Origin of the sequence: Mycobacterium nebraskense (assembly GCF_002102255.1) — a bacterium.
GTDB lineage: Bacteria > Actinomycetota > Actinomycetes > Mycobacteriales > Mycobacteriaceae > Mycobacterium > Mycobacterium nebraskense.
Genome location: NZ_LQPH01000154.1, coordinates 1 through 21,138 on the forward strand (window position 1 = coordinate 1; position 21,138 = coordinate 21,138).

13 protein-coding genes and 3 pseudogenes are annotated in these 21,138 nt (G+C 66.2%); 3 read left to right on the forward strand and 13 right to left on the reverse strand.

Annotated features, from left to right (window positions below):
• Together AWC17_RS32180 and AWC17_RS23125 are read left to right on the forward strand one after the other, a co-directional pair.
• A pseudogene (locus AWC17_RS32180) lies at nucleotides 1–408 on the forward strand (hypothetical protein); the annotation flags it as partial.
• On the forward strand, nucleotides 405–2,204 hold the full coding sequence (locus AWC17_RS23125) for an AAA family ATPase (protein ID WP_085165130.1): 1,800 nt from the start codon (nucleotides 405–407) through the stop codon (nucleotides 2,202–2,204). The pseudogene AWC17_RS32180 and the gene AWC17_RS23125, both read left to right, overlap by 4 nt.
• Nucleotides 2,205–2,303: 99 nt before the next feature.
• Here AWC17_RS23125 and AWC17_RS23130 read toward each other — a convergent pair whose 3' ends face one another.
• The 13 genes and pseudogenes from AWC17_RS23130 to AWC17_RS23190 form a co-directional block, all read right to left on the reverse strand.
• The gene (locus tag AWC17_RS23130) at nucleotides 2,304–3,113 is read right to left on the reverse strand and encodes a DUF2637 domain-containing protein (RefSeq protein ID WP_085165131.1); all 810 of its coding nucleotides are present in this window, start codon (nucleotides 3,111–3,113) and stop codon (nucleotides 2,304–2,306) included.
• A gap of 20 nt (nucleotides 3,114–3,133) precedes the next feature.
• Nucleotides 3,134–5,074 (reverse strand): type VII secretion protein EccE, encoded by a 1,941-nt coding sequence (eccE, locus tag AWC17_RS23135; RefSeq protein WP_085165132.1) that lies wholly within the window; start codon nucleotides 5,072–5,074, stop codon nucleotides 3,134–3,136.
• Nucleotides 5,071–6,702 (reverse strand): S8 family serine peptidase, encoded by a 1,632-nt coding sequence (locus AWC17_RS23140; RefSeq protein ID WP_085165133.1) that lies wholly within the window; start codon nucleotides 6,700–6,702, stop codon nucleotides 5,071–5,073. Before AWC17_RS23140 ends, eccE begins: the two co-directional genes overlap by 4 nt.
• Entirely contained in the window at nucleotides 6,702–8,228 is a 1,527-nt protein-coding gene (gene eccD / locus AWC17_RS23145) for a type VII secretion integral membrane protein EccD (RefSeq protein WP_167385623.1), read from the reverse strand. Before eccD ends, AWC17_RS23140 begins: the two co-directional genes overlap by 1 nt.
• Nucleotides 8,225–9,583 carry a MinD/ParA family ATP-binding protein gene (locus AWC17_RS23150; RefSeq protein ID WP_085165136.1) on the reverse strand — a complete coding sequence of 453 codons (1,359 nt, stop codon included), beginning with the start codon at nucleotides 9,581–9,583 and terminating at the stop codon, nucleotides 8,225–8,227. The genes eccD and AWC17_RS23150 overlap by 4 nt, the downstream gene beginning before the upstream one ends.
• Nucleotides 9,584–9,709: 126 nt before the next feature.
• On the reverse strand, nucleotides 9,710–10,894 hold the full coding sequence (locus AWC17_RS23155) for an ESX secretion-associated protein EspG (RefSeq protein ID WP_167385624.1): 1,185 nt from the start codon (nucleotides 10,892–10,894) through the stop codon (nucleotides 9,710–9,712).
• A 56-nt stretch (nucleotides 10,895–10,950) separates the two neighbouring features.
• Complete coding sequence (locus tag AWC17_RS23160; protein ID WP_085165140.1) at nucleotides 10,951–11,247, reverse strand: WXG100 family type VII secretion target; 297 nt, start codon at nucleotides 11,245–11,247, stop codon at nucleotides 10,951–10,953.
• Between the two features lie 54 nt (nucleotides 11,248–11,301).
• Entirely contained in the window at nucleotides 11,302–11,613 is a 312-nt protein-coding gene (locus AWC17_RS23165; RefSeq protein ID WP_085165142.1) for a hypothetical protein, read from the reverse strand.
• Between the two features lie 80 nt (nucleotides 11,614–11,693).
• Nucleotides 11,694–13,094, reverse strand: a complete 1,401-nt coding sequence (locus tag AWC17_RS23170; protein WP_085165144.1) for a PPE domain-containing protein — start codon at nucleotides 13,092–13,094, stop codon at nucleotides 11,694–11,696.
• 19 nt (nucleotides 13,095–13,113) lie between these two features.
• Nucleotides 13,114–13,413: a PE domain-containing protein gene (locus tag AWC17_RS23175; protein ID WP_085165146.1), complete on the reverse strand. Its 300-nt coding sequence runs from the start codon at nucleotides 13,411–13,413 to the stop codon at nucleotides 13,114–13,116.
• Nucleotides 13,414–13,506: 93 nt separating this feature from the next.
• Nucleotides 13,507–17,955: a type VII secretion protein EccCa gene (eccCa, locus tag AWC17_RS23180; RefSeq protein WP_085165148.1), complete on the reverse strand. Its 4,449-nt coding sequence runs from the start codon at nucleotides 17,953–17,955 to the stop codon at nucleotides 13,507–13,509.
• A complete protein-coding gene (gene eccB / locus AWC17_RS23185) occupies nucleotides 17,850–19,334 on the reverse strand; it encodes a type VII secretion protein EccB (RefSeq protein ID WP_085165149.1) in 1,485 nt (494 codons plus the stop codon). The genes eccCa and eccB overlap by 106 nt, the downstream gene beginning before the upstream one ends.
• Nucleotides 19,335–19,509: 175 nt before the next feature.
• Nucleotides 19,510–20,739, reverse strand: a pseudogene (locus AWC17_RS23190) (IS1634 family transposase); the annotation flags it as partial.
• Between the two features lie 47 nt (nucleotides 20,740–20,786).
• Here AWC17_RS23190 and AWC17_RS23195 point away from each other — a divergent pair.
• Nucleotides 20,787–21,083, forward strand: a pseudogene (locus tag AWC17_RS23195) (transposase); the annotation flags it as partial.
• Nucleotides 21,084–21,138: the final 55 nt, after the last annotated feature.

The following is a 21,138-nucleotide window of genomic DNA, read 5'->3' on the forward strand; positions in this document are numbered from 1 at the left end:
AGGTGGTGGGCGGCGGCGACGGTGGCCGCTCCCGAAATCACCGTCCCGGTCGCCGCCACCGTCGCCGCCGCCCACCACCTACGAAAGAATCACCACAACGATGCACCCTCCACAACACCCAGCCAACCCGACCCCGCACCACCGGCACACCCCGAAACCGGCTGGACACTGGGTCAACCACCAGCAGACACCAGCACCCCCGACGACACCGTCGGGCTACCCGCTGTCGCCTCACGCCACGGCAACGGCCGACCACACACCGCACCGCTCGCCTCTGACGATCCACCGCTGACGCCCGCCCGCCCACCAGAAGCCGCCAGCCCACAACCCAGCCAGGACGACCTCGACCCCCCTCTAGAATTTCCCCCAGTACCGCCCCGAACCAGCGTGAAAGGTGACCGCGCGTGAGCGCCCAAAAATCCTTCGCAGACGGCATCACCGCGCTCGGCCTCACCGGCGGCACGCCAAACCTGTCCGCCGCGCGCCAGCACTTTCAACGCGCCGCCGACACAGATCCCAGCATGTGCGACGCCTGGCTCGGGCTCGCCGTCGCCGGCAACACCACACCCCATGTCCTGTCTCGGGCTGCCAACACCACCGCAACCCTTCGCAGAGAAACACGCCGTCTCGGCCTAGCCGACTCCGCGCTGATCCCCACCATCGCCGCGCCGGCGTTCATCGAGATCTACCCCCGTACCCGCCTCGGGCTGGCAGTCGCTCACATCCTGGCCGTGCTCAACACCGGCGACTACGCCGCCACCGAAAAGCTGTTAAACGACATCAACCTCGAAAACGACCCCACCCAAACGCAAATACACCAATTCATTGGCGCCACCCTGCACTACCTCACACAGCGCTGGCCCGACGTGCTGGCCTGGACCCAGCGCAGCACGCCCGCCCCTGATCGCACCGTCGATGCCGCCAACCGACTCCTGACCGGAATCGCCCAGACCCGCTTGGGTCGCACCGACGCCGCCTACGCCACGTTGAGCGCGCTGGAGACCCCGGTGCCCGCCATCGCTGCCGAAGCCTCCCTTTACCTCGGCTTCTGCGAACGAGTACGCGGCAACGAAGACGCCGCCAGGGACCATTTCCACGCCGCCACGATCGACGGCCAACTACGCCCTGACGCCGCAGCCGCCCTCGCCGACCCCACCTTCGCCGCCATCACCACCACACCCGAAGCGATCCAAGCCCGCACCGACCGCTGGGACCCCGCCACCGGACCCACACCCGGTGAACTTGAACGCCAACACCAACGCGCCGGCGACCCCGAGATGCTCGCCAAGGCCGAAGAACACATCCAGTCCTACATCGGACTCGCGCCCGTCAAACAACGACTCCACCAACTCAAAGTCGCACGCCAATGGGACGCCGCCATGAAAGCCGCCGGGCAAGAAGTCGGCGAAATCGAAAGCCTCAACATGACTTTCGTCGGCCCACCCGGCACCGCCAAAACCTCCATCGCCCGAGACGTCGGCAAGCAATATTGCGGGCTAGGCCTGCTCAGCAGCCCCCACGTGCTAGAAGCCTCCCGCAAAGACCTCATCGGCGCCCACATCGGCGAGACCACCGCCCGCACCGAAGCCTTCCTCGAAAAGGCCCGCGGCGGTGTCGCCTTCGTCGACGAAGCCGGCGAACTCTACAAACCCCACACCGCCAGCGACTTCGGCGTCGAAGCCATCGACACCATCATGAAATTCGCCGAAGACCACCGCCACAGCACCATGATCATCATGGCCGGATACAAAACCCCCATCGACACCATGCTCGACGCCAACCCCGGTCTACGAGGCAGATTCCCCACTCAACTGGAATTCCCCTCCTACAGCGGCGACGAAATGCTCCAAATCATCGACCGGATGGCCACCACCACCACCAAAGTCATCCTCAGCGACGACAGCCGCGCCTACTGGCACCGCCTGTGCACCCACCTCGCCGTCACCTGCGAACCCACTCCCCGCAACACCGATGAACCGCCTCGACGCCTCATCGACGTCGCCGCCAACGGCCGCTTCGCCCGACTCGTCATCACCGAAGCCGCAGTCCTGATGAAAAACCGCGTCATCACCACAGGATCACTGGACACCACAACCCCCGAAGGCATTGCGCGCAGCCGCACCATCACCCTGGCCGATATCACCGACGCGGCTCGCAAAATCCTTCCCACCCAACGACTCGACCCCACACTTGCCGACATTTGAATCCTCCCGATCGTGAAGGATCGGGATTCCTGGCTCAGGCTGCTCGGTCGCTCTGTGCGCTCAGGTCTTACGCCGTTGTAAGTGAGTGATCTTTAGTGGTCACGCGACTTGCACTGCGTCTCGGGGTTGTTCGGGCGCAGCTGTCCCGGCAGCAATCCTGCCCGTCGTCGAGATACCGGGCTGGCGCCGCTTGTGGCTGGCGTTGAGGAGCCGGTTCACTGTGCTGTGATGCAAATTCATTTGTGTGGCGATATGTCCGGCCTTTTGCCCGGATCGGTGCCGCGCCAACACTTCGGCAACAACCTCCGGAGGCTGCTTGGTGACGCCCTCCTCGACCAGGGCCGCCGCCTCGGGCACCGCGGCCACCGCCGCGCCGTTGGGGTCTGCGCTCTCAACGGCCCCGGCCGCTGACGTCGACTCTTCGGCTACCTCCGCCGCGATCGCCGCACGCATCGCCACAGTCGCTGACGACACCGGCGCTGTGGACTGCTGGCGCGATAACGACAGCAGCGCCACGGTGCATTGGGCGATGCTCGCGTCCACCGCGATCGGCCACAACCACGCCAGCCGATGATCGATTCCTGCACGCGCCGCCAAGTCTTGTAGAGCGTTGAACGACAACACGAACGCGCACACCGCCAGCAGCCCGGTCATGGACAGCGCGCACCAGTACGCCGCGGAAGAGCCGCGCCGGGCACGCACCAGCATCGCCACACCCTCCGTTGAGGCCAGCAGCACCAGCGGCGGTACCGTGGCCACCGCCGCGCCCAACGCAGAAGGCACACCCATTGTCTTCAACATGGCGTGGGCGGCGTTGCCGCCGATCGACACCGCAGTCGCACACAGCAGCACCGCCCAAAAAAACCTCTTCGCCCGCATCACGGCACCCGTACCCGCGCCGCCAGTCATTCGAAACTCCTCGCTATCAGCTAGTTCAGGTAGGGCTGTTCATTGCGGATCGTCACCGCCACCAGCGGAACATCAAACCTCTTGGTGCGCAACACCATCGAATGCCCAGCGGTGTCGACATCGAGTTCAATATCGGCATCGGCGGGGCGATCGCCGTTGACGGCCGATGGCCGCGGCTGACAGACCGCGATCGACGAGCGCGCCTCGGGATAGGGGTTGACCCCGCCGTTGTGCACGACCAGAGTCGGGGCCCATGGTGGGTTCGCCGAGGAGTCCGCGGTGTTCCAGATGTAGGGCGACGCCGAGCTCATCACCCAACGGCGGGCGGCGTCATAGACCGCGACCCGTTCACCCACCGCGGCCGCACGCCGGATCAGCTGGCGCACCACGAGATCGGTGTCGGTGTGCACCACGATCCGGGTGGCCTGCGCCGGATCAGACAGCGGCATCAGCAGCAAGGCGTCCTTGCCGACCCCGCCCAGCATGACCCCCGAGGATCCCACGATGACCGCGCTGTCAAGCTCGGTGGTGACCGGCACGGCAGGAAGACCACGCAGCCGCGCGGACCCGATCATGGTGGCCTGCAGCGCATCCCACTGCCACCCCGTCGCCCGACGCAGGTGCGGGGCAGGTGGTCGCACCAACGGATGGCTAGACAGCGTCCGCACCAGCGCCGAAGCCTGCACGGTGCCCTGGTGGCGGCGCAGCCCAATCACCAGCGTGCTGTGGGTGACCGGGCGGGCCGGATCTGCCGTATACGCCCAGACCTGGTCGAGATTTTCTGCGGTGATGTCGCCCGCCCCGAAGTAGAAGCTCGTCAAGTATCCGCGGCCACGTTGACGCAACTCTTTCCAGCCCACCTCGAAACCATCCGAGAGCGCCCTGTGCCCCCCGACCGCCGCCAACGTGGCAGGCAACATCTGTTGTGCCTCCAGGATTTTCACCCTGCACCCGCAGCGTTGCAGGGCCACCGCGATCCGCCGCGTGGCGGCGATCACCGCCTCAGCGGTGCTGGCGCGCCACACCAACCCCTCAATAGTGTCCAGGCGGTGGGTGTCTAGGCGGATCACCAGGATCGCAGACCGTTGCCCGGCCGCCGCCCGCTCACCGACGTGGCGGTCATATTGGACGGCGTAGGGATCGCCGCTGACGCGCTGGCCCTCGACAATCACATCCACGTCGACGTTGAGGCCCAGGCGCTGCATGTTGTCGGCGATGACCGACAGCGGCAACATGTTCGGTGTTTCGGCGCGATGCGGATGCAGCACCGTGGGCATGTACGCGCGGCCCCACACCTCGATCATGGTGACGACCGTCGTGGCGTCGCGCAGCACCCCGACCTCGTTGCCGTCAGGGTCAGCGACGTTGACCGGGACACCGGGAATCGTAGGATGCGACCAGCCCAGAAAATCCGGTGTGCTGGTGTCGATGTCGCCGATATCGACAATGGCACCATCCACATAGAATTCTTCCTCGCCGAGTGCGAGGATATGGCGATCTGTGAAATGGCCGATGTCACCGAGCACCAACTCACCGGCAAGCACCGCGCCATCCCCGGCCGGCGGCGACACAGCCAGACCGGCCTTGGCATAGCAGCGGGGCAGGCTTGCGCCGTCCAGCACACCGGTGACCGCCGCCGCCAACGCGTGCGAACGCACCACGCGGGCAACCCCATTCGGCAACGTCACGGTGTGCTCGTCATCGGTCAACGCCCGGCCGGCCATCAGTGTGCGCGCACCGCGCCGGCCCACCAGCTGCCATGCCCGTCGAGCCCACCGCCACCCGACTACATCAGCGACCCGCACCACACAGGCCGCAACCGCGATCGCCACCCCGGCGGCCAGCGCCCACACGAACCCGACCCCCGCCCCGGTCAAAGCCGCCGCTGCCAGCGCCGCAACAACGTCGGCGCCCAGCAACGCCGTCAGACTGGTGTCCAGGGACAGCCGGCGCGCACTCAACGGGACTCCCGACGCCGCCGCGTGACCACGATCGACAAGGCCAGCCCGGCCGCGGCCGCCAATGCGGCCAGCGCGCCAACGGCGAAAGCGTGCCCGGGCCGCGGGTCAGCCCGCGGCGCCGGCGGCGGCGGGTGTAATCGACCGGTGGTGACCAACGGCGCAGGGAACGGTTCACCGGCTGGGATGTCCCAGGTCAACGCACCCACCGGGTTGATGACCCCATAGCCGACGACGTTGTCGTGGCCGGCGGCAGGAGGATGCGCGCTGGCCTGCAAGCGGTGCCTGACCTGAAATGCGGTCAGCTGCGGGAACTTCGCCCGCACCAGCGCCGCCACCGAGGACACGATGGCCGCCGAGAATGAGCTGCCCGCCAGCGGTTTGAGAGTGTTGTTCCGGGTGTCTACCGAGGCGTTGATCACCCGCCCGTCGGTGCCCAACGCTTCGATGTCGGCGCCCGGGGCGCCAAGCCCGATCCAGGGGCCGTGCATCGAGGCCGCCTCACCGGTCAACGGCACGCCCTGACTGTCGGTGGCCGACACAGTCAGCACATAATCCGAATACCATCCCGGGGTCACAATCGTGCGTACTGTGTTCCAGCCCAACGGGTCTGAGGTGTCGGCCGGTATCGGGTCGGGGTTTTGAGCGCAGCCGTCCTGGCCCTGGTTTCCTGCGGCGCTGACGATCAACACGTCACGCTCGTCGGCGGCGTAGCGCACCGCCGATCCGATTTCGGCGTCGCTGAGCAGATTGGCCACCGACTGGCAGGCCACCACCGAAATGTTCATCACCTTGACTCCCATGTTGGCTAAGTGCACGATCGCGGCCGCCAATGTGTGGACGTTTCCTGCCCGCCGGGACCGCTCAGGGTCCTGGTCGGCCTTGGGCTGAACCGGCGAGAATTTCTGCGAGCTTTGCCGCACCGACACCACTACCGCATCCGGTGCGCCACCAACAAACCCGTCCGGGCTATCCGGCGGCGCAGGCTCCTGGCGCCACGGGCCAGCCAGCGGTGCTGTCCCACCCGCCTGCGACCAGGCCGGAGCGTCACCCTCGGGTGGCGGCGGTGGCGGCGGTGGCGGCGGTGCTGTTGCGGTCACGGTCACCGTCGGAGGTGGTGGCGGCGGCGGTACCGGCTCGGGAGCCGGAGCCCCCGGCGGTGGCGCCACCGGTGCTGCACCCTCAGGGCGCGCCGGCAGCGGCGGCCCTGCCGGCGCCCCCGCGATCAGGGACGCCACGGCTGTTCCGTGTCCGTCGCAGTCGTTGATCCCGTCGCCGTAACGGCCCATCACATAGTCGCCACCGGCCACCAGATGCGGCAGCCGTGGCGAGCCGGTCACACCGGTGTCCAGCACACCCACCACCACACCGACACCGGTGGACACCCGCCACGCAGAGGCCATATCCAGTAACTGCCAGCCCGGCATCGGCTCACGCAGATCAGTGCCGGGAATGACCGTCGTTTGCGTGCAGTCCTCCACCTGATGCATCGGCTGGTCAGGTCCGGGCGCACCATCGGCCGGCGGCGGACCGGGTGCGACAACCGGCGGTTGGATCGCCCCCGCCGACGCCGGCGGACACACCACCGCAGCCACCGCAAGCACCGCCGCACACCGCTTGATCGCCAGCATCAGTGCCTCATATGACGCAGCGCAGCGAAGGCGTTCATCAGCCACAACATCCACGGCACCGTCAACACGACCGTCAAAAGAAGTTCAACACCCATCACGGCGCGCCGCAACGGCGCCTTGAGGGAGGCCGTGGGCAGCCACAGCGCACCCAGCACCACACCGACCGCCAGCACTGCCACCAGCAAGGCGCACACCGCCGTCGTCGCGATATGCGCGGGCACCGTGGCGGCGGCATACCGGCCGATGATCACCGCGACACCGAGCACCGCCGCGCACGTCAAGGCGATGGACTGGACGCGGTCGATCAGACTTTGCGACCGCAACGCCACGATCACGCAGATCCCGACCGCGAACACCACGAACCGCCAGTCCCCCGCTGTCCCCGGTTGGACCACCCACCGGCACGCCCCGACCACCAGCAGCCCAGCCGCCACAATCATGCCGGTGGCCGTCAACGTTCCGCGCCGAGCCCATCGGGCCAGCTGCTCGCCAGTGACGAACTGCTCACCCGGCACCGGGCTGACGGTGTTACGGGGTGCGCCCGGGGCACGCTCGAACGTCCCCCGCGACCGGATCGAGGGAAACGCCGGCATCGGCGCCCCCGATATCAGCCCGCCGGCGTTGGCTGCATAAGTCACCACGAACACCGACACCGTCAACACCGCCACCGAAATACGTTGCGCGCCAATATGTCCGCCGACCGATGCGATCGCTGCACCCATCGCTACCACGCCCAACGTCACGCACAGCGCCGCCGCACCCGGGAACCGCCCAGTGATCAGGTCCAGCAACGCCGCACCGATCACCACTACCAACGCCGCGGCGGCCACATGCCAGCCGCCCGGGCGGCCCGGCACAGCCATCCCCGCAGCGAACGCCGTACACAGCAGCGCTGTCCACGCCAACGGATCCGCAGTGCGCCGCCGCGCCGCCACCGGCGAGCCCGCCGCCACCCACGCCCCACCAGCTAGTGCTGCCGCCGCCACCGCCGAGGCGCCCGCCGGCATCAGCGACCCGGCCTGCGCCCACAAATTCGCCAAGATCAGTTCCATCCAGGCCGCCAGCACCGCCAGCAACCCGGTGGCCATCCGCCGGGCGATGATCGGGTCAACGACCGCGAATTGCTCGGCCGCCGAGCGCGCCACCCCGGTCGACACCCGCTCAATGACCCGCGAAAACCGCTCGGTGGCCTCCACCGGCAGCAACCACAATGCCTCACCATCGAGGACCCCGGCGGCCTCAAGGGTCCGATCGAGATCCAGTGCGCGCCCATCGGCGCGGCACAACACGTAGGTGGTTCGCGGGTTCAGCGTCGGTAAACGTCGGCGATGCAGTTCGCGGTCGATCTCGCCGCGAACCGCTTCCACCACCGCCACCAACTGCTGGCCCGAGGGAAGAGAGAAATCGAGTTCCACACCACCAGGTGCCCCGGCCGCCGCCTCGATGTCGGTGGATCCGACAAAGATCGCGACCCGAGTCACTGCCGGCAACCCCACCGCGGCGGGCACGTCGGCCGCGGTGCTCACCGGCGACCGTCCGCGCCGAAGCCGCCGGCAATGCCTGCGGCGATCTTCAACAATTCGCGGTAGGTACGCGGCGCCAAACTGGTCAGATCCAGTACGCCGTCCTCGCTGATATGAGAGTCAAAGTGCAGCTCGAAAATTCGGTCTTGGCGGATGCGGGTCCCGAACTTGTCTTTCATGGCCGCCACCAATTGCGCTGTCTCCTTACGGCCTTTGCGGCGGTCCGCGCGAATGTGGTTGATAACCAGCACCATTCGCGGAAGCAACCGCTCGTAGCCTGCGTGTTCAAGCCAATTCAACGCAGTCCACGCACCGCTGAGCCCACCAGGGACCGCCGATGCCACCAGCACCAACGCGTTGCTACGCTCAAGCACCCCAGCCATCACCGGATGATCGAGAAACACACCAGTATCGGTGAACAACAGCTTGTAGAACTGCTCAAGGCGCTGATGGGCCTGGGTGTAGGTCGCCGAATCCAACGCCGCCGATGCCCCCGTACGTCCCGGGCCGGCCAGCACATCGAGACCCGACTCGGTGTTTTGACCGACATAACCGCTCAAATCGTTGCGGCGCGCACTGTGTTCACCGAGCAGGTCCGCAAACGTCGCCGAAGCATCCGGAGCGACTCGATCGGGCAGATTGGCGGCCTGGGCGGGGTCGGTGTCGGCGGCCAGCACGAGATCCTTTTTCCGGATGTCTGCAAACACTGAGGCGACCGCACACGTCAGCGTGGTTTTCCCGGCACCGCCCTTGCCGCCCACGACGGTCACCGAGTGACTGCCCATGATCGGTTTCTTGATCGCAGCGATCAGTTGGCGCAGCTCGGTTTCATCCGCGGACTCACCGACGTTGATGGAGTGAAAACTCGCCTTGTACAACCATTTTCGCCACCCGCGTGACGACGGAATCTTGCGGTCGCGGCGCAGTTCGCTGACCCGGCTCGCCTCAACACCCCAGTGGCTTGCCGGGGCCGGCCCCGACGCATTCCACACAGGGGCTTGCGGCCCGGGCCGCGCCGCGCGCTGATGCGCCGCCGCAGCCCAACCCGGGGCGCCGTTGGTCCCCGAGACCTGCTCGATCCGATCAGGGGGGCGATAACGCCGCTGCGGCGGGGCTGGCTGGTTGGCGGCCCGATGTGCGCCACCGCCGCGCCCGATCACGATCGGCCCGGTATCGGCGGAATCGGGCGAAAACGCGACACGCTGGTCGGCGCCGGCGGGTTCGGCGGGCTCGGTGGGCACCGCGGCGGCGGCCTCCGCGGGCTCACCATCGCCGTCGCTGGCGGTCATCGCGTGCGGGGTGGACGCGCCAAGCCGATGAAGAAATTCCTCATCGGCGGAGTCGTTGGATGCGCTCACAAGCTGCCCCTGTCGTATCGATGCATCGGTCACACTCCCCCGGGATAGACGTCGAGGAAAGGTCGCAATTTTGACCCTAACAACCGCGCAAAAGCGCTGCCCACCACTAAGCGCGGGGAAAAGTGTTCAATTTCGTTTCCGACGATGCCAGACCCACTGCTCGCCCGCCGGCAGCCCGCAGCACATCGCCTGCACCGCAGCATGGACACGATCCGGCGTCGCCGGGGCCAGCGTCATCCACGCCTGCCCGTCGACACTGCTCGACTGAGAATGCAAGACCCTGCCCTGCAGCGTGTCGGCGATCGCCACCGCATACGGGCTGTGCGTGGCAGAGCCGACGCGAAACTCGGTGGCCGCCACGCTGGCTCGCCCGCAGCTCGCGTCAGCGGCAGCCGCCACGATGCGCGCTTGGGGCACACTAAGACCCAGCCCGCACAGATCGGTCAGCAGATCACAATGGGCGGGGTCGCGCTGCCAGCGCTCCAACACCGGCTCCAGCAGGCCGGCGGGCAGGTTGATCGTGTCCAGTGCAGCTGGGTCCGCCGGCCCGAGGATGTCGTCGATCGCGGTGCAGATATCGCTGTCGCCGAGGTAGCTGACAACGACCTCATCGATCTCGTCGTTGCCCAGATCGTCGTAGACCAGCACCGCCAGCTCGTCGGCCAGCGGGTCGCCCGGGCCCGTAGGCATGGCGACGGTGTCGTCGTCACGCGCGGCCAGCAGATAGGCGGCACGGGCACGAAACGCCGCCGAGAAGCCGGGGTCGGGCCACACCGCGGCAGCTAACGCGTGGTGGTGCTCGCCGGGCTCAGTGCGCCATTGCGCGCTGTTCCAGCGCTGGTTCCAGGCCAGCTGACGCCCGTCGTATCCCGGCCCGTACGGCGCAGCGTCAGTGTGGGGGTGTTGGCGTGTCTGCCAGAGCCGGGCGGCGGCCACCCAGTTGCCGTCGCGGCGGCACAACACCACCACACCGCGGCGGCCGCGGCTAGCGTTCCACCGGGTCAGCGCCTCGTAGGCGCCCACCGGGTCGAGTTCAGGGTCGACACCGGCCTCAAAAACCGGGGGTGGCCCCAGCAGGCGGTCGGCGTGGCGGCGCGGGCGATCCACGACGACGGTGATCTGGACATCGGGTAACCCCAAAACGCTCAGCCAGTGCGCCACGTCGGGATCCAGCGTGCGCCCGGTGCACACCCCGGCGGCCTGCAACACGGCCAGCCCGCCGTGTCGGGCCAACACGTTATCGACGTCGCCGACCGGGCGGATCCGCAGCTCCGGGGGCAATCGGCTCACACCAGCAAGCGCGGCTGCCAACCACAATCCTTCCGATGTGGTCGACAGCCGCGCTCCTGGCGGTGCCGCGGCGTGGGTCAAATCCCGACGAAGCCCGCGCCGACGCCGCTGTCGGTGGTCACCGAGTGATCGGCGGCGGTCTGGATCGCTGCGCCGTGGCGCATGATTGTTTGGAACACCTGGTCAAAGGCTGCCGCGATCTGCCGGTGCGCCTCGTCGCAGTTGCCGAAACCCTGGCCGGTCCACTCATCGCGGATCGACTCGATAGCCGATTGTGCCTGGGTCCGCAGATCGTTGAGATGGCCGACCAGCGCCTTTTGTGCGCTGACATGGTCGGCCATCATGACCGGGTCATACCGCTGTTGATCAGACATACGTTTCTCTCCTTTAGGGTCAGCCCACACGCCTACGGCGGCGGGCACGGGATATCAGACTTGGTGGACGCCCACGTTCGACAGCGCTGCACGGTTGGCGTCGTTGGCCGCCTCGTACTGCGCCGCGCCGGCGTTGATCTGGTCGATAACGGACTGGAATCGCTGGCTGACCTGCCGGCCGGTGGTTGCCACATCGGCGGTCGTGTGCAGCGAAGCCATCGATGCCGTGCCGATGAACCCTGTTCCGTTCAAGTTCTGGTTCATCGACTCATAGTTCGCCAATCCCGCGAGCACGTCGTTGCGGACCCGATCCAGCGTCGCCGCCACCTGCCGCATCCGCGAGGACTGCGTCTGAAACACAGCCATATCTACTCCTCAAATTGTGTCGGTACTGCTTTGATCACTGCTGCTACCTTTGTGCTGTTGCTCGCCTATCCCGCGCGGCTTCACACCCCCTGTCCGGTCGCGTACACAACCTCGCCGTCATCGGTGAACACCGGCATTGCACCCAGTCCACCGTCCAACAGCACAAGCTTGTCGGCCTCAGATGCCTCTCGGTCGCTGCGCCGGGCTTGCCGCCCAGCTGCGGCGGGGCTCATGCCATACATTCCGGGCGCACCAGCCCCCGCGGTGGCGCCACCGCCCGCACCAGCGCCGGCGCTGCGCGCACCCGCCGCAGCGGCCGGCTCCTCCTGAGCTGACCACCACGAACCGGGCAACCCCAGCGGGCCTGACATCGCGCCACCGGCAGAAGGTTTGGTCAACGCCGCGCTCACAGCCGAGCCGCCGCCGGCGAACCCGCCGTTGCCGCCACTGAGCCCGGCCGCCGATCCAGGACCACCGGTCAACGCGCCCAGGCCCGGGCCCGCGCCCAGCCCCGACGTACCCAGCCCCGGCGACATCATCGCGCTGCCCATCGATCCGAACTGCCCAGCCCCCGACAGCAATTCGCTGCCGCCCTGCGTCAACGGCGACGTCGCGGCTTGGATCGCTGAACTGGGCGCCGACAACATCGGTCCCGCCATGCTTTGCGCCGCAGACAACATGTCCGGGCTGGCCGCTGCCTGATCTGAACCCGGCGCACCCGTTCCCGCCGTGGGCTGCGCGCCCGCGCCCGAACCCGGCTGCGTCCCGGCCTGCGCGCCAACCCCGCTGTTGGCCACCGACCCGGCGGTACTGGCCGCCAACGGCGCCGCGCCCAACAGCGATTCGGTCGCCGAGGTGCCTTCGGTCAGACCCGATCCCAGGGCTTGGGCGCCAAGCTCGCCGGCGTCGATACCGATCGACGCAGCCGCCGACGCCATCCCCATCGGGTTGGCTCCCAGCGGGGCAGGCGCCAACGGAACACCCAGCGCGGAGATCAGCGGGGCAGCCGCGGTGGCATACCCGCTCGATGCGCCCGCGTTTTGCGCCCAAAACTCCGCGTATTGCGCATTGTTGACCCCGATGGGAATGGTGTTGACACCCATAAAGTTGCTCGACTCCAGCGCCGCCTCAAGGAGCCGGTTGGCGATAGCCACCGAGAAATGGATGGTGCTGGCCACCGTCGTGGAGTAGGCCGTCTGCATCGCGGCGATGGTGCCCGCCGCTTTCGCGGCGAACCCACTTACCGTCGAATTCCACGCTGCCAGTGGAGTGGCCGCGCCTTCCATGCCCAGCGAACCCGCGCCCTGCCAACCTGCCGCCGCGCCCGCGGTCGTCGCCATCATCAGCGACGATTGCGCCATGTGGGAGGCGGCCAAAGCCTGATATCCCGCTATTTGCGGGGCATGCGCCATCGGACCGGCACCCGCAGACAGCCGGGCGCTGTTGACCTCCGGGGGCAGCGACCAAAAGTCGACGTACATGCCCTCTGCCTGCTGCCCTTTACAGCGCTAACGCCGCCGCCGACAGCGCATTCGCCGCGGCGTAGGTGGCGCTCGACACGCCCAGCTGCGCCGCGTACAGTCCGCGCTGCCCAACGCCGAGCCCGGTCTGCGCGGTGAACTGCGCAGCATGGGCCATGATCGCCGCGCTGATCGCCATCGAGACCTCCTCGCCACCCATCGGCGGCGCGACCACCAGCGCCGGCGTCGCTCCGGTCAACACGCCAGCGGATTCAGCGGTTCCCGCCGCCTCGGTGGCAGACTGCACCGCCACCGCTTCAGGTTCGACATCCAAGATCATTCCGGTGCCCCTCTCAAGATCAATGACGCGCTAATTCGTCGAGCGTATAACCGCTGCAAACACACTGCCAACCACTGCCGACAAATTGAACAATTAGTCTCCAAATGCTTCCTTTTGCTGCCAGCGTGAGCGCGTTCCGGCCGGATCCGGCAGCGCGATCTGCACCGCCGCACACTGGTCGTCATTGACGAAATAGGTGCCACGGCCCGGCACCATCGGTTTGGGGAACACCTCGCCGACAATCTTGCCCTCGGTACGCGGACCGGACATGACCACTGTGGGTGTCCGCGACTCCTGCAGCTGGCGCATCAACGACGTGTTGATGCGTGCCCACTGATTGATCAGCCGAGACACAATCACGTGCAGGCCGACCTCGTGTCCGGATTTGATGAACCCCGCCACTCGCTCCAGCGCGAACGACTTGTTGTAAGCGGTCGGGCCCGCCACCCATGCCTCCAGGTCTTCTTCGTTGTCGACCAACAGGAAAATCTCTGGCCCGCTCCAGCGCCGCGTCCCCGCAGCAATCTCGGCTTGGCTGACATCATCAGGACGCACCCGAGTCGCCAACAGCGCGCCCAGATAGGCATCCAAATCGATGATTTGCTGCTCGCGCGACACATAACCCGCCAACACCCGCCCCGAAGGCACCCGCAAACCCTCCGGCGTGGGCTCCAACGCCTCGTAGGTGCCCAGATACGCCTCCGGCACATACTGGACCAGCGCATTGTCCGGGCTGACCACATACAGCTTGGCGTCCTCGGGTCCGTACACATCCATCACACCTTGGGCCACCGTCGCCAGACCCTTACTCGTACCGCTCTTCGTCGCCCCGGTGAACACCAGATGCGGGTAACGGGTGAAGTCGGCCACCGCGGCGCCGAACCCATCCTCAGAAATGCCGAACGGCACCACCCCGGCGCTCGGTGCGCCGGCCTTGTCCCAGACCTGCGCGCGAGAGATCTGCTCGGGCAACAGCCTCACCTGCGCTCCGGAACGGCCCATCACACGATCGATCAGCTCGCCGGCCAGCGGATCGCTAACCGGCACCTGATCTGTGCCCACCGTCAGCCAGGGCCGCCCGGTCTGGAAGTGATAACCGAACATCGACCGTCCCCGACCAGTCACCCGCACCGTGTCGCGCCGGATCTCGCCCAGCTGCTGATCGGCGTTGTCGGGGTCGAACGCTTCTTGCACCCCGAACGGAACCGCTTTGGCCACCTCATGATTCGGGTTATGCACCAGTGCATCGTCTTTGGATAGTTTCAATTCCACGTTGACCCCGAACGCGGTGGTCATCGTGGTCGTCAACTTCGCCGGAATATAGCCGTCGGTGCTGATGAGCATGTGCACGCCGTGGCTGGCTCCCCGAGACAGAATGTTCTCCACATCGCCCAACAGATCCTCGTAGCTCTCCCGAAACGAATTCCACCCGTCGATCACCAAAAAGACATCACCGAATGGGTCTGACGGCAACAAATCCTCGCCGACCGCCTCGCCGAACCGCGCCCTGCGGAAGTCCTCCAACTTGAAATCACCTTCAAGGAAGGCGTTCTCGCGCGCAGTAATCAGGGTTTTCATCTCACGGATCGAACCCACGACCCGATCCCGCTGGCTACCGCGGGCAAACGACACCACATGCGGCAGCTTGCGCACGTCGTTGAGATCCGCGCCGGAAAACCCGAGAACCACAAACTGCACGCGCCGAGGGCTGTAGGTCAACGCCGCCGACACGATCATCGTCGTCAACACCGTCGTGCGCCCAGAACCCTTGCGCCCTGGAATAATACAGCTCTGATCAGTCACATCCGGCGCATACACCAACTGGGCGTGATTAAACGGCCGATCCTCGACCCCCACAGCGAACAGCAGACGCTTGGAATCCTCCGAACCGTAGTCCTGCTGCCACGGCTTGCCCCGCAACCGCGCCACCAACTCATCAGCAGCCACCGCCTGCAACGGAGGACACCACATCGCGTGCGGCCGATACGTCATCGTGGCGAACTTGCGGTTGACCGCCTCCTGCAACGCTTGAATCTGCTTCAGCGGGCGCCCATCAGGCCCCAAAACCTCACTCGGCGCGGCCTGCTCGACAACCTGTTCACCCGCCGCGGCGACCACTGCCGCCGGCAAAGGCCTCATCTGCGACGCGGTGAACAGCTGCGGGGAGATCACAAACTCCGGCGCCTGCTCTGCGCCCGCCACGTCCAGCACAGCCGGAGGCTCGTAATCCTTAGACACATAAGCGGTTTGGAACCCCGTGATACGTGGAGTCCCGATCACCTTCAGATATCCCGCGCCCTTTTGATCCTGCGGCAGATGGTAAGCATCAGGCTGGCCGATGATCTCGCGGCTGTCGTTTTCGTTGAGAACCCGAAGTGTCAGCCGAATGGGGATATTCTTCATCGCGTCCTGCCCGCTGGCCATGTCATGACCCAGCGACTGCGACAACAAGATCAAGCTCATCCCCAACCCACGGCCCTGCCGCGACAACCAACTGGTCAGCTCCTTGGCTTCCTCCCGCCGCGTCTCAAACCACTGAGTGAACTCATCAACAATGATGAAAAGCCAAGGCAGCGGCTCCAAATCCTCCCCACGATGAATCCGCATCTCCTCATAGGCGTACACATCGCCCACCCGAGCCTGATCGAGTAGACGCTTACGGCGAACCCCCTCCCCCTTGATGCCCTCAGCCATCCGCTCCAACAAGTAGTCGCCCTGCAGATCAGTCACCGCAGCAACAACATGCGGAAAATCCTTAATCTTGTGCGCCGTCGAAGACCCCTTCAAATCGAAGAACGCCACATTGATCGCCACCGGCGAATGCGTCAAACACATCGACGACACCAACGTCGAAATGAACTCCGACTTCCCCGCCCCCGACGTCCCGATCCCAATCGCGTGCGGGCCCTGGCCCTCCTTATCGGTCTCCTTGAAGTCGACGTACACAACCTGGCCATACTCATCACGCGCGAACGGAAACCGCCCCCACGCCTTGTCCCACGGCCCCTTGTCGCGCGGCGGACTGACCGTTTTGCTCCACAACACATCCAGATCCGGATGCCGCGCGTCGGCAATACCCAACATCTCGCACAAATCCGGTGACTGCGACCCCTCGGCATCCCCCTCACCGGCCCGCGCGCTGCCCTGCACACTAAAGCGGGCCATCTTGCGCGCGATCGTGCGTGCGGTGGCCTCATCCACACAATCCGGTGTGGCGAACGGCTCTCCCCGGTAATCGACAATCGCCGAGTCGGTCACGAAAAGGGTTGTGCGGTCGCTGAACTCCAAACCCTCACCTCGCTCGGTAGCCAACCGCACAAACGTCACACCGGCCACCCCGCCCTGCTTAGCGCGGGTGATGGGATCCCAGTTCACCCCCGGGCGTGCCTGATCGCAGATCACCAACCAGTGCGGACCCTCAACAGATGCCCCGTAAGTCCCGCGTGCATGCTCGAGCTCTTCACCGACCGCCGCCGATAAATCCTCCAGCCGCGTCCACACCATCCGCCCCGACCCGCCACAATCAGCGCGGGCCGCATCGGTGTGCTGATTATGCGGCAGCCACTTGATCCAATCCCACCGCTGCGGATCATCAGTGAGGACCATGACCTGCACATGCTGCGGGGAATGAAACACCGCCGCCTGCAACACCATCGCCCGCACCAGCCCATACACCGGCTCCATCCCCTGGCTGCCCACCAGCCCAAGACCAGGATGGGCCCGCAACGAGATCGGTTTGGCGATCCCAGCCACCGCCCGCTGGGCCAACGTGAACTGGCGCTCGGCTTCAAAAGTCGCAGGCTCATAATCGGCCGGATCGCCCTGATCTTCCGGTACCAACTTGATCGCCAGCCCGGCACGCCCCACACCCATACGCACCCAACCGAAATGCACCGCAGCTAAATCCTCAGCCGAGCGTTCCCCACCCGCACCGCCGCCCACAGCCACCCCAGCGGTGCGCGTGCGCTCCCACATCCGGTCAGAACCCACCAGCCCGCACAACAACGCAGGCTCAGGATGATAAAACGCGGCCTGCTCGAACTGCGCCTGGGCGGCATCTTGAACAACATCGCCGGTCTCATCGAGAGCGTTGAAATAGTCTTTGCGCGCCACATCGAGCTGCCCGCCGGTCAACTGCCTGTTATCACCGCCCGACATGCGGCCCCCAAAGATCATGCCGCCCGTCGACACCAACAACATCACCGGGAAAAACATGCTCATAATCCCCATCGGGCCCGACCGCATCGCGGGCTGCGACACCATCAGCGCCACCATGCCCACCACGATCAACACCACAAAGACGATCAAAACCTTCTGCCAGTTCGGCCGCGGGATCGGTGCCGGGGTCACCAACCGCGCCGGCACCGGCCGCTCACCCCCAGGGGCAGACGGACCCTTCGGCGGCACCCCCGCAGAAAAACGAACCGTACCCACAGCTACCGCCCTTCTACAGCCTTCGTCGGAATCGGCGCTGCCACACCAGGACTCGCGCCGTGCATCGTCAACGCCGCCGCCCGCGACAACTCCGGGCCCGCCGGCCACACCTGCAACATCGACCACGGAGCCAACCGGGCCTGCTCCGAGGAGAGCCCCAGCGCCTGCAACGCACCACCCTCAAATCCCACCCCGTAACGAACCCCGCTGCTGTCAAACAGCCACAACGTTTGACGGGCAGGCGAATCCGGCGCAGTCCCCGTCGTCGTCACGAACGTCGCAGCACCCGGCCCGAACACAACCTGATCGGCCTGCACACCGCCATTGCCGCCACCAATCAACGGAATCACCGCCTGCCCGCCCGCACCCGGGGCGGGCACACTGCGCGCCCCGATCACCGACAGCCGGCCTTGGCGGTCATCCACCCCCCGCTCCCACGCCGCGCACGTCACACTCAGATCACCGCTATCCACCAGTTGCAGCGGCGTTTTGGGGTAGTAGTCCACGTCCAGCACATGACGGGTCGCGACTTTGGCCAGCCGATCCGGGGCCACCCGGGGCGGCGAGGCGAACCCGAACGTCTCACGCTGGCGCAGCATCCCCGCAACCACCGGCGATACCGGCTGCACACCACCAGCGACCACGACGTAAAACTGGTCGACACCGGTCGCCACATCGCGGGTCACCACCACAACCCCATTGACCACCGGCACCCCGACATCCACCAGGGCCGGTGCACCAGCCTCCGGAATAACCGGGACCACCAACTTCCCGCCAGCCGGGACTGCATCAAACAGCGACCGCGACATCGGCACCACCGGCCGGCCCGCCTCGATACCCAACGGACCCGCCGCCGCCCGATCGCCCACATCGACAGCCATCCGCACACCAGAAGTCACCACAAACGCCTGTCCGGCATACGACATCAACGCCGCCACACCCGAATCAAGCGGTCGTGCACCCTCCCCCAGAGCCAACGCGCCATCAACCCCGGTCACGACCGGCCGCCCAGCCATCGTCGCCGCAGCCGTATCACAGACCGCCCACCGAGACACCGGCGGCGAGGACACCGCCGGTCGGGCCACCGGAGCGCCCGCGATCCCAACCGTCGGCCCCTTAGGAAAGCTAGCGATATCTGAACCCGCAACGAACGCCGGCACATCCGGCCGTCCCGTGATCAGCTGCGCAGAAACAAGATTCAACGCCGGAAACAGCCGCCCACCCATATTGACGAAAATCGCGCCCGACGCACGATCAGCAACGATCGCAGTCTTGCCGACCGCACCCGCCGGCCTCCACCACCCCAGCAGAAACGAGCCACCCAAGCCGACCACACCGACCACAACCGACACGACAACCGCCAGCTTCTGCCAGCGCTCCCACTCCACATGCATACTCGGCGAACGACGCAACAACGCATGCGCCAAACGGCGACGCAGAAACCAAAACGCAGACGCCTGAGACTTCGACGCCAAATTCAACGGCATAAACGAAACCGTAACTGCCGCACCGCGCCCACGCCCACCACTAACTCCGCTGCGTCACCGCGGGCCACCACTAGCGGGAGTTTCCGCCCTTGATAGTTGATGAGCGTTGTTGGTGCTGGTCAGTGGTGATTTTTGTGGGCGGTAGGTGTATTACCCATGACTGTGTTTGTGTTGGTTAGCGGGTGGGTGCGTAGCGGTGGATGCTGAATAGGTCGGCGAGGCGGTCTTGGGTCGGGGTGGTGTCGGTGAGCATGCGGCGGGCGCGGGGGCGTCCTTTGCCGCCGTCGTGGTAGAGCAGGACGGTCTCTTCGATGCCGGCGAGTTCGTTGAGAAGTTCGCGCACCGACATGTGTAGACCGGCTTGGTCGGCGTGGCGGCGCATGAGGTGGGCGACGGTCAATGCGAGGACGCTGTAGAAGATGTGGACGCGGATTTTCTGGTCGGTCCAGTGGTGCATCGGTCCGAACGAGACGACGTGGGTGTCTTTCTGTTGGCGGAATCCGGCTTCGACCTCGGATTGGGAACGGTAGGCCGCGACGACGTCGGCGACGCTCCAGGTGTCGCGATTGGTGAACAGGATGCGTTTGCCGAAGATCCTGTCTTCCAGTTTCTTTCGCGCATTCTGTTCGGTGCGCCAGGTCAACCGGAACTTCGGGGGGTCCTCGCCGGACAAGGTGACTGAGAGGATTTCGCTCACCCAGCGTGGCTTGAGTATCGCGGCGATGTCGGCTTGCACGGCGTCGCGGCCCCGCCGGGTCTTGCCCCGAGCGAGGCGGGATTGCAGTTCGGTCAAGCGTTTTCGTGCTTTCGCGAGGGTTTGGTCGAAGCCTCGTGACTGCGCCGCGTGCAGCGTCGGGGAGTGTGTGAGCACCGCGCGCCGCGTCACCCCGAGTGCGGTCACCTCGGTGTCGAGGCAGGTCAGGCCTGGGTAGCGGTCGTCATCGACGCGGACGTAGGTTCCCCGGGGTATCGCCAGCAGAGCGGGATGGTCCGACGGTGGTAATGATCCGACGAATCCCAGCCCGGAGCCTTCGATGACGGTGTGGTTGTCGGCCGAGTTCTGCCCGGCGTCGTAGACCACCGTCAACGACTCCACCGAGGCGCTCAACTGCCGATACCGGGTGACCAGTTCCTCGATCACCGTGGGGAATTGGGTGACGTCGGGGCGGTCGCCAGGGTAGGCGTGCGACACCACCGGTATGCCGCCGTCACGGGTCACCACCAGCGCCAACCCGACCAGCCGCAGGTCCATGCGTTTCTGTTTGGCCTTGCCGCGCTGGGCGATCGGGGCACGGTCGTTGGCCGAGTCGATGTAGGTGGCGAAGTTGGTCATATCCAGCACCAGCCCCGAGAGGTCCAGGTCGAACTCGGTGACCATTCGCCGCCCCAATTCGGTCTTGAATCGCCCTGGAAATCCCGGAGACTCCTGACCTTGGAAACGAGGATGCAGGGATGCCGAAGGAACAGTTGCCGGGGAAGCCCACGGCGCGTCGATACAGCCCGGAGGAGAAGGCCGCAGCGGTGCGGATGGTTCGTGCCCTGCGAGCCGAGCTGGGCACCGAGCAGGGAACGGTGTCACGGGTGGCGCGCCAGCTCGGCTACGGCGTGGAGTCGGTGCGCTCCTGGGTGCGCCAGGCCGACATCGACGACGGGTACGCCCCTGGGGTTTCCACCGCGGAGTCGGCCCGAATCAAAGAGCTTGAGCAGGAAAACCGAGAACTCAAGCGCGCCAACGTTATCTTGCGTCGGTTCGGTCGTTCGGCAGCGTGAGCAGGGTGTTCTCGTTGTGGACGGTGTCTGCGAG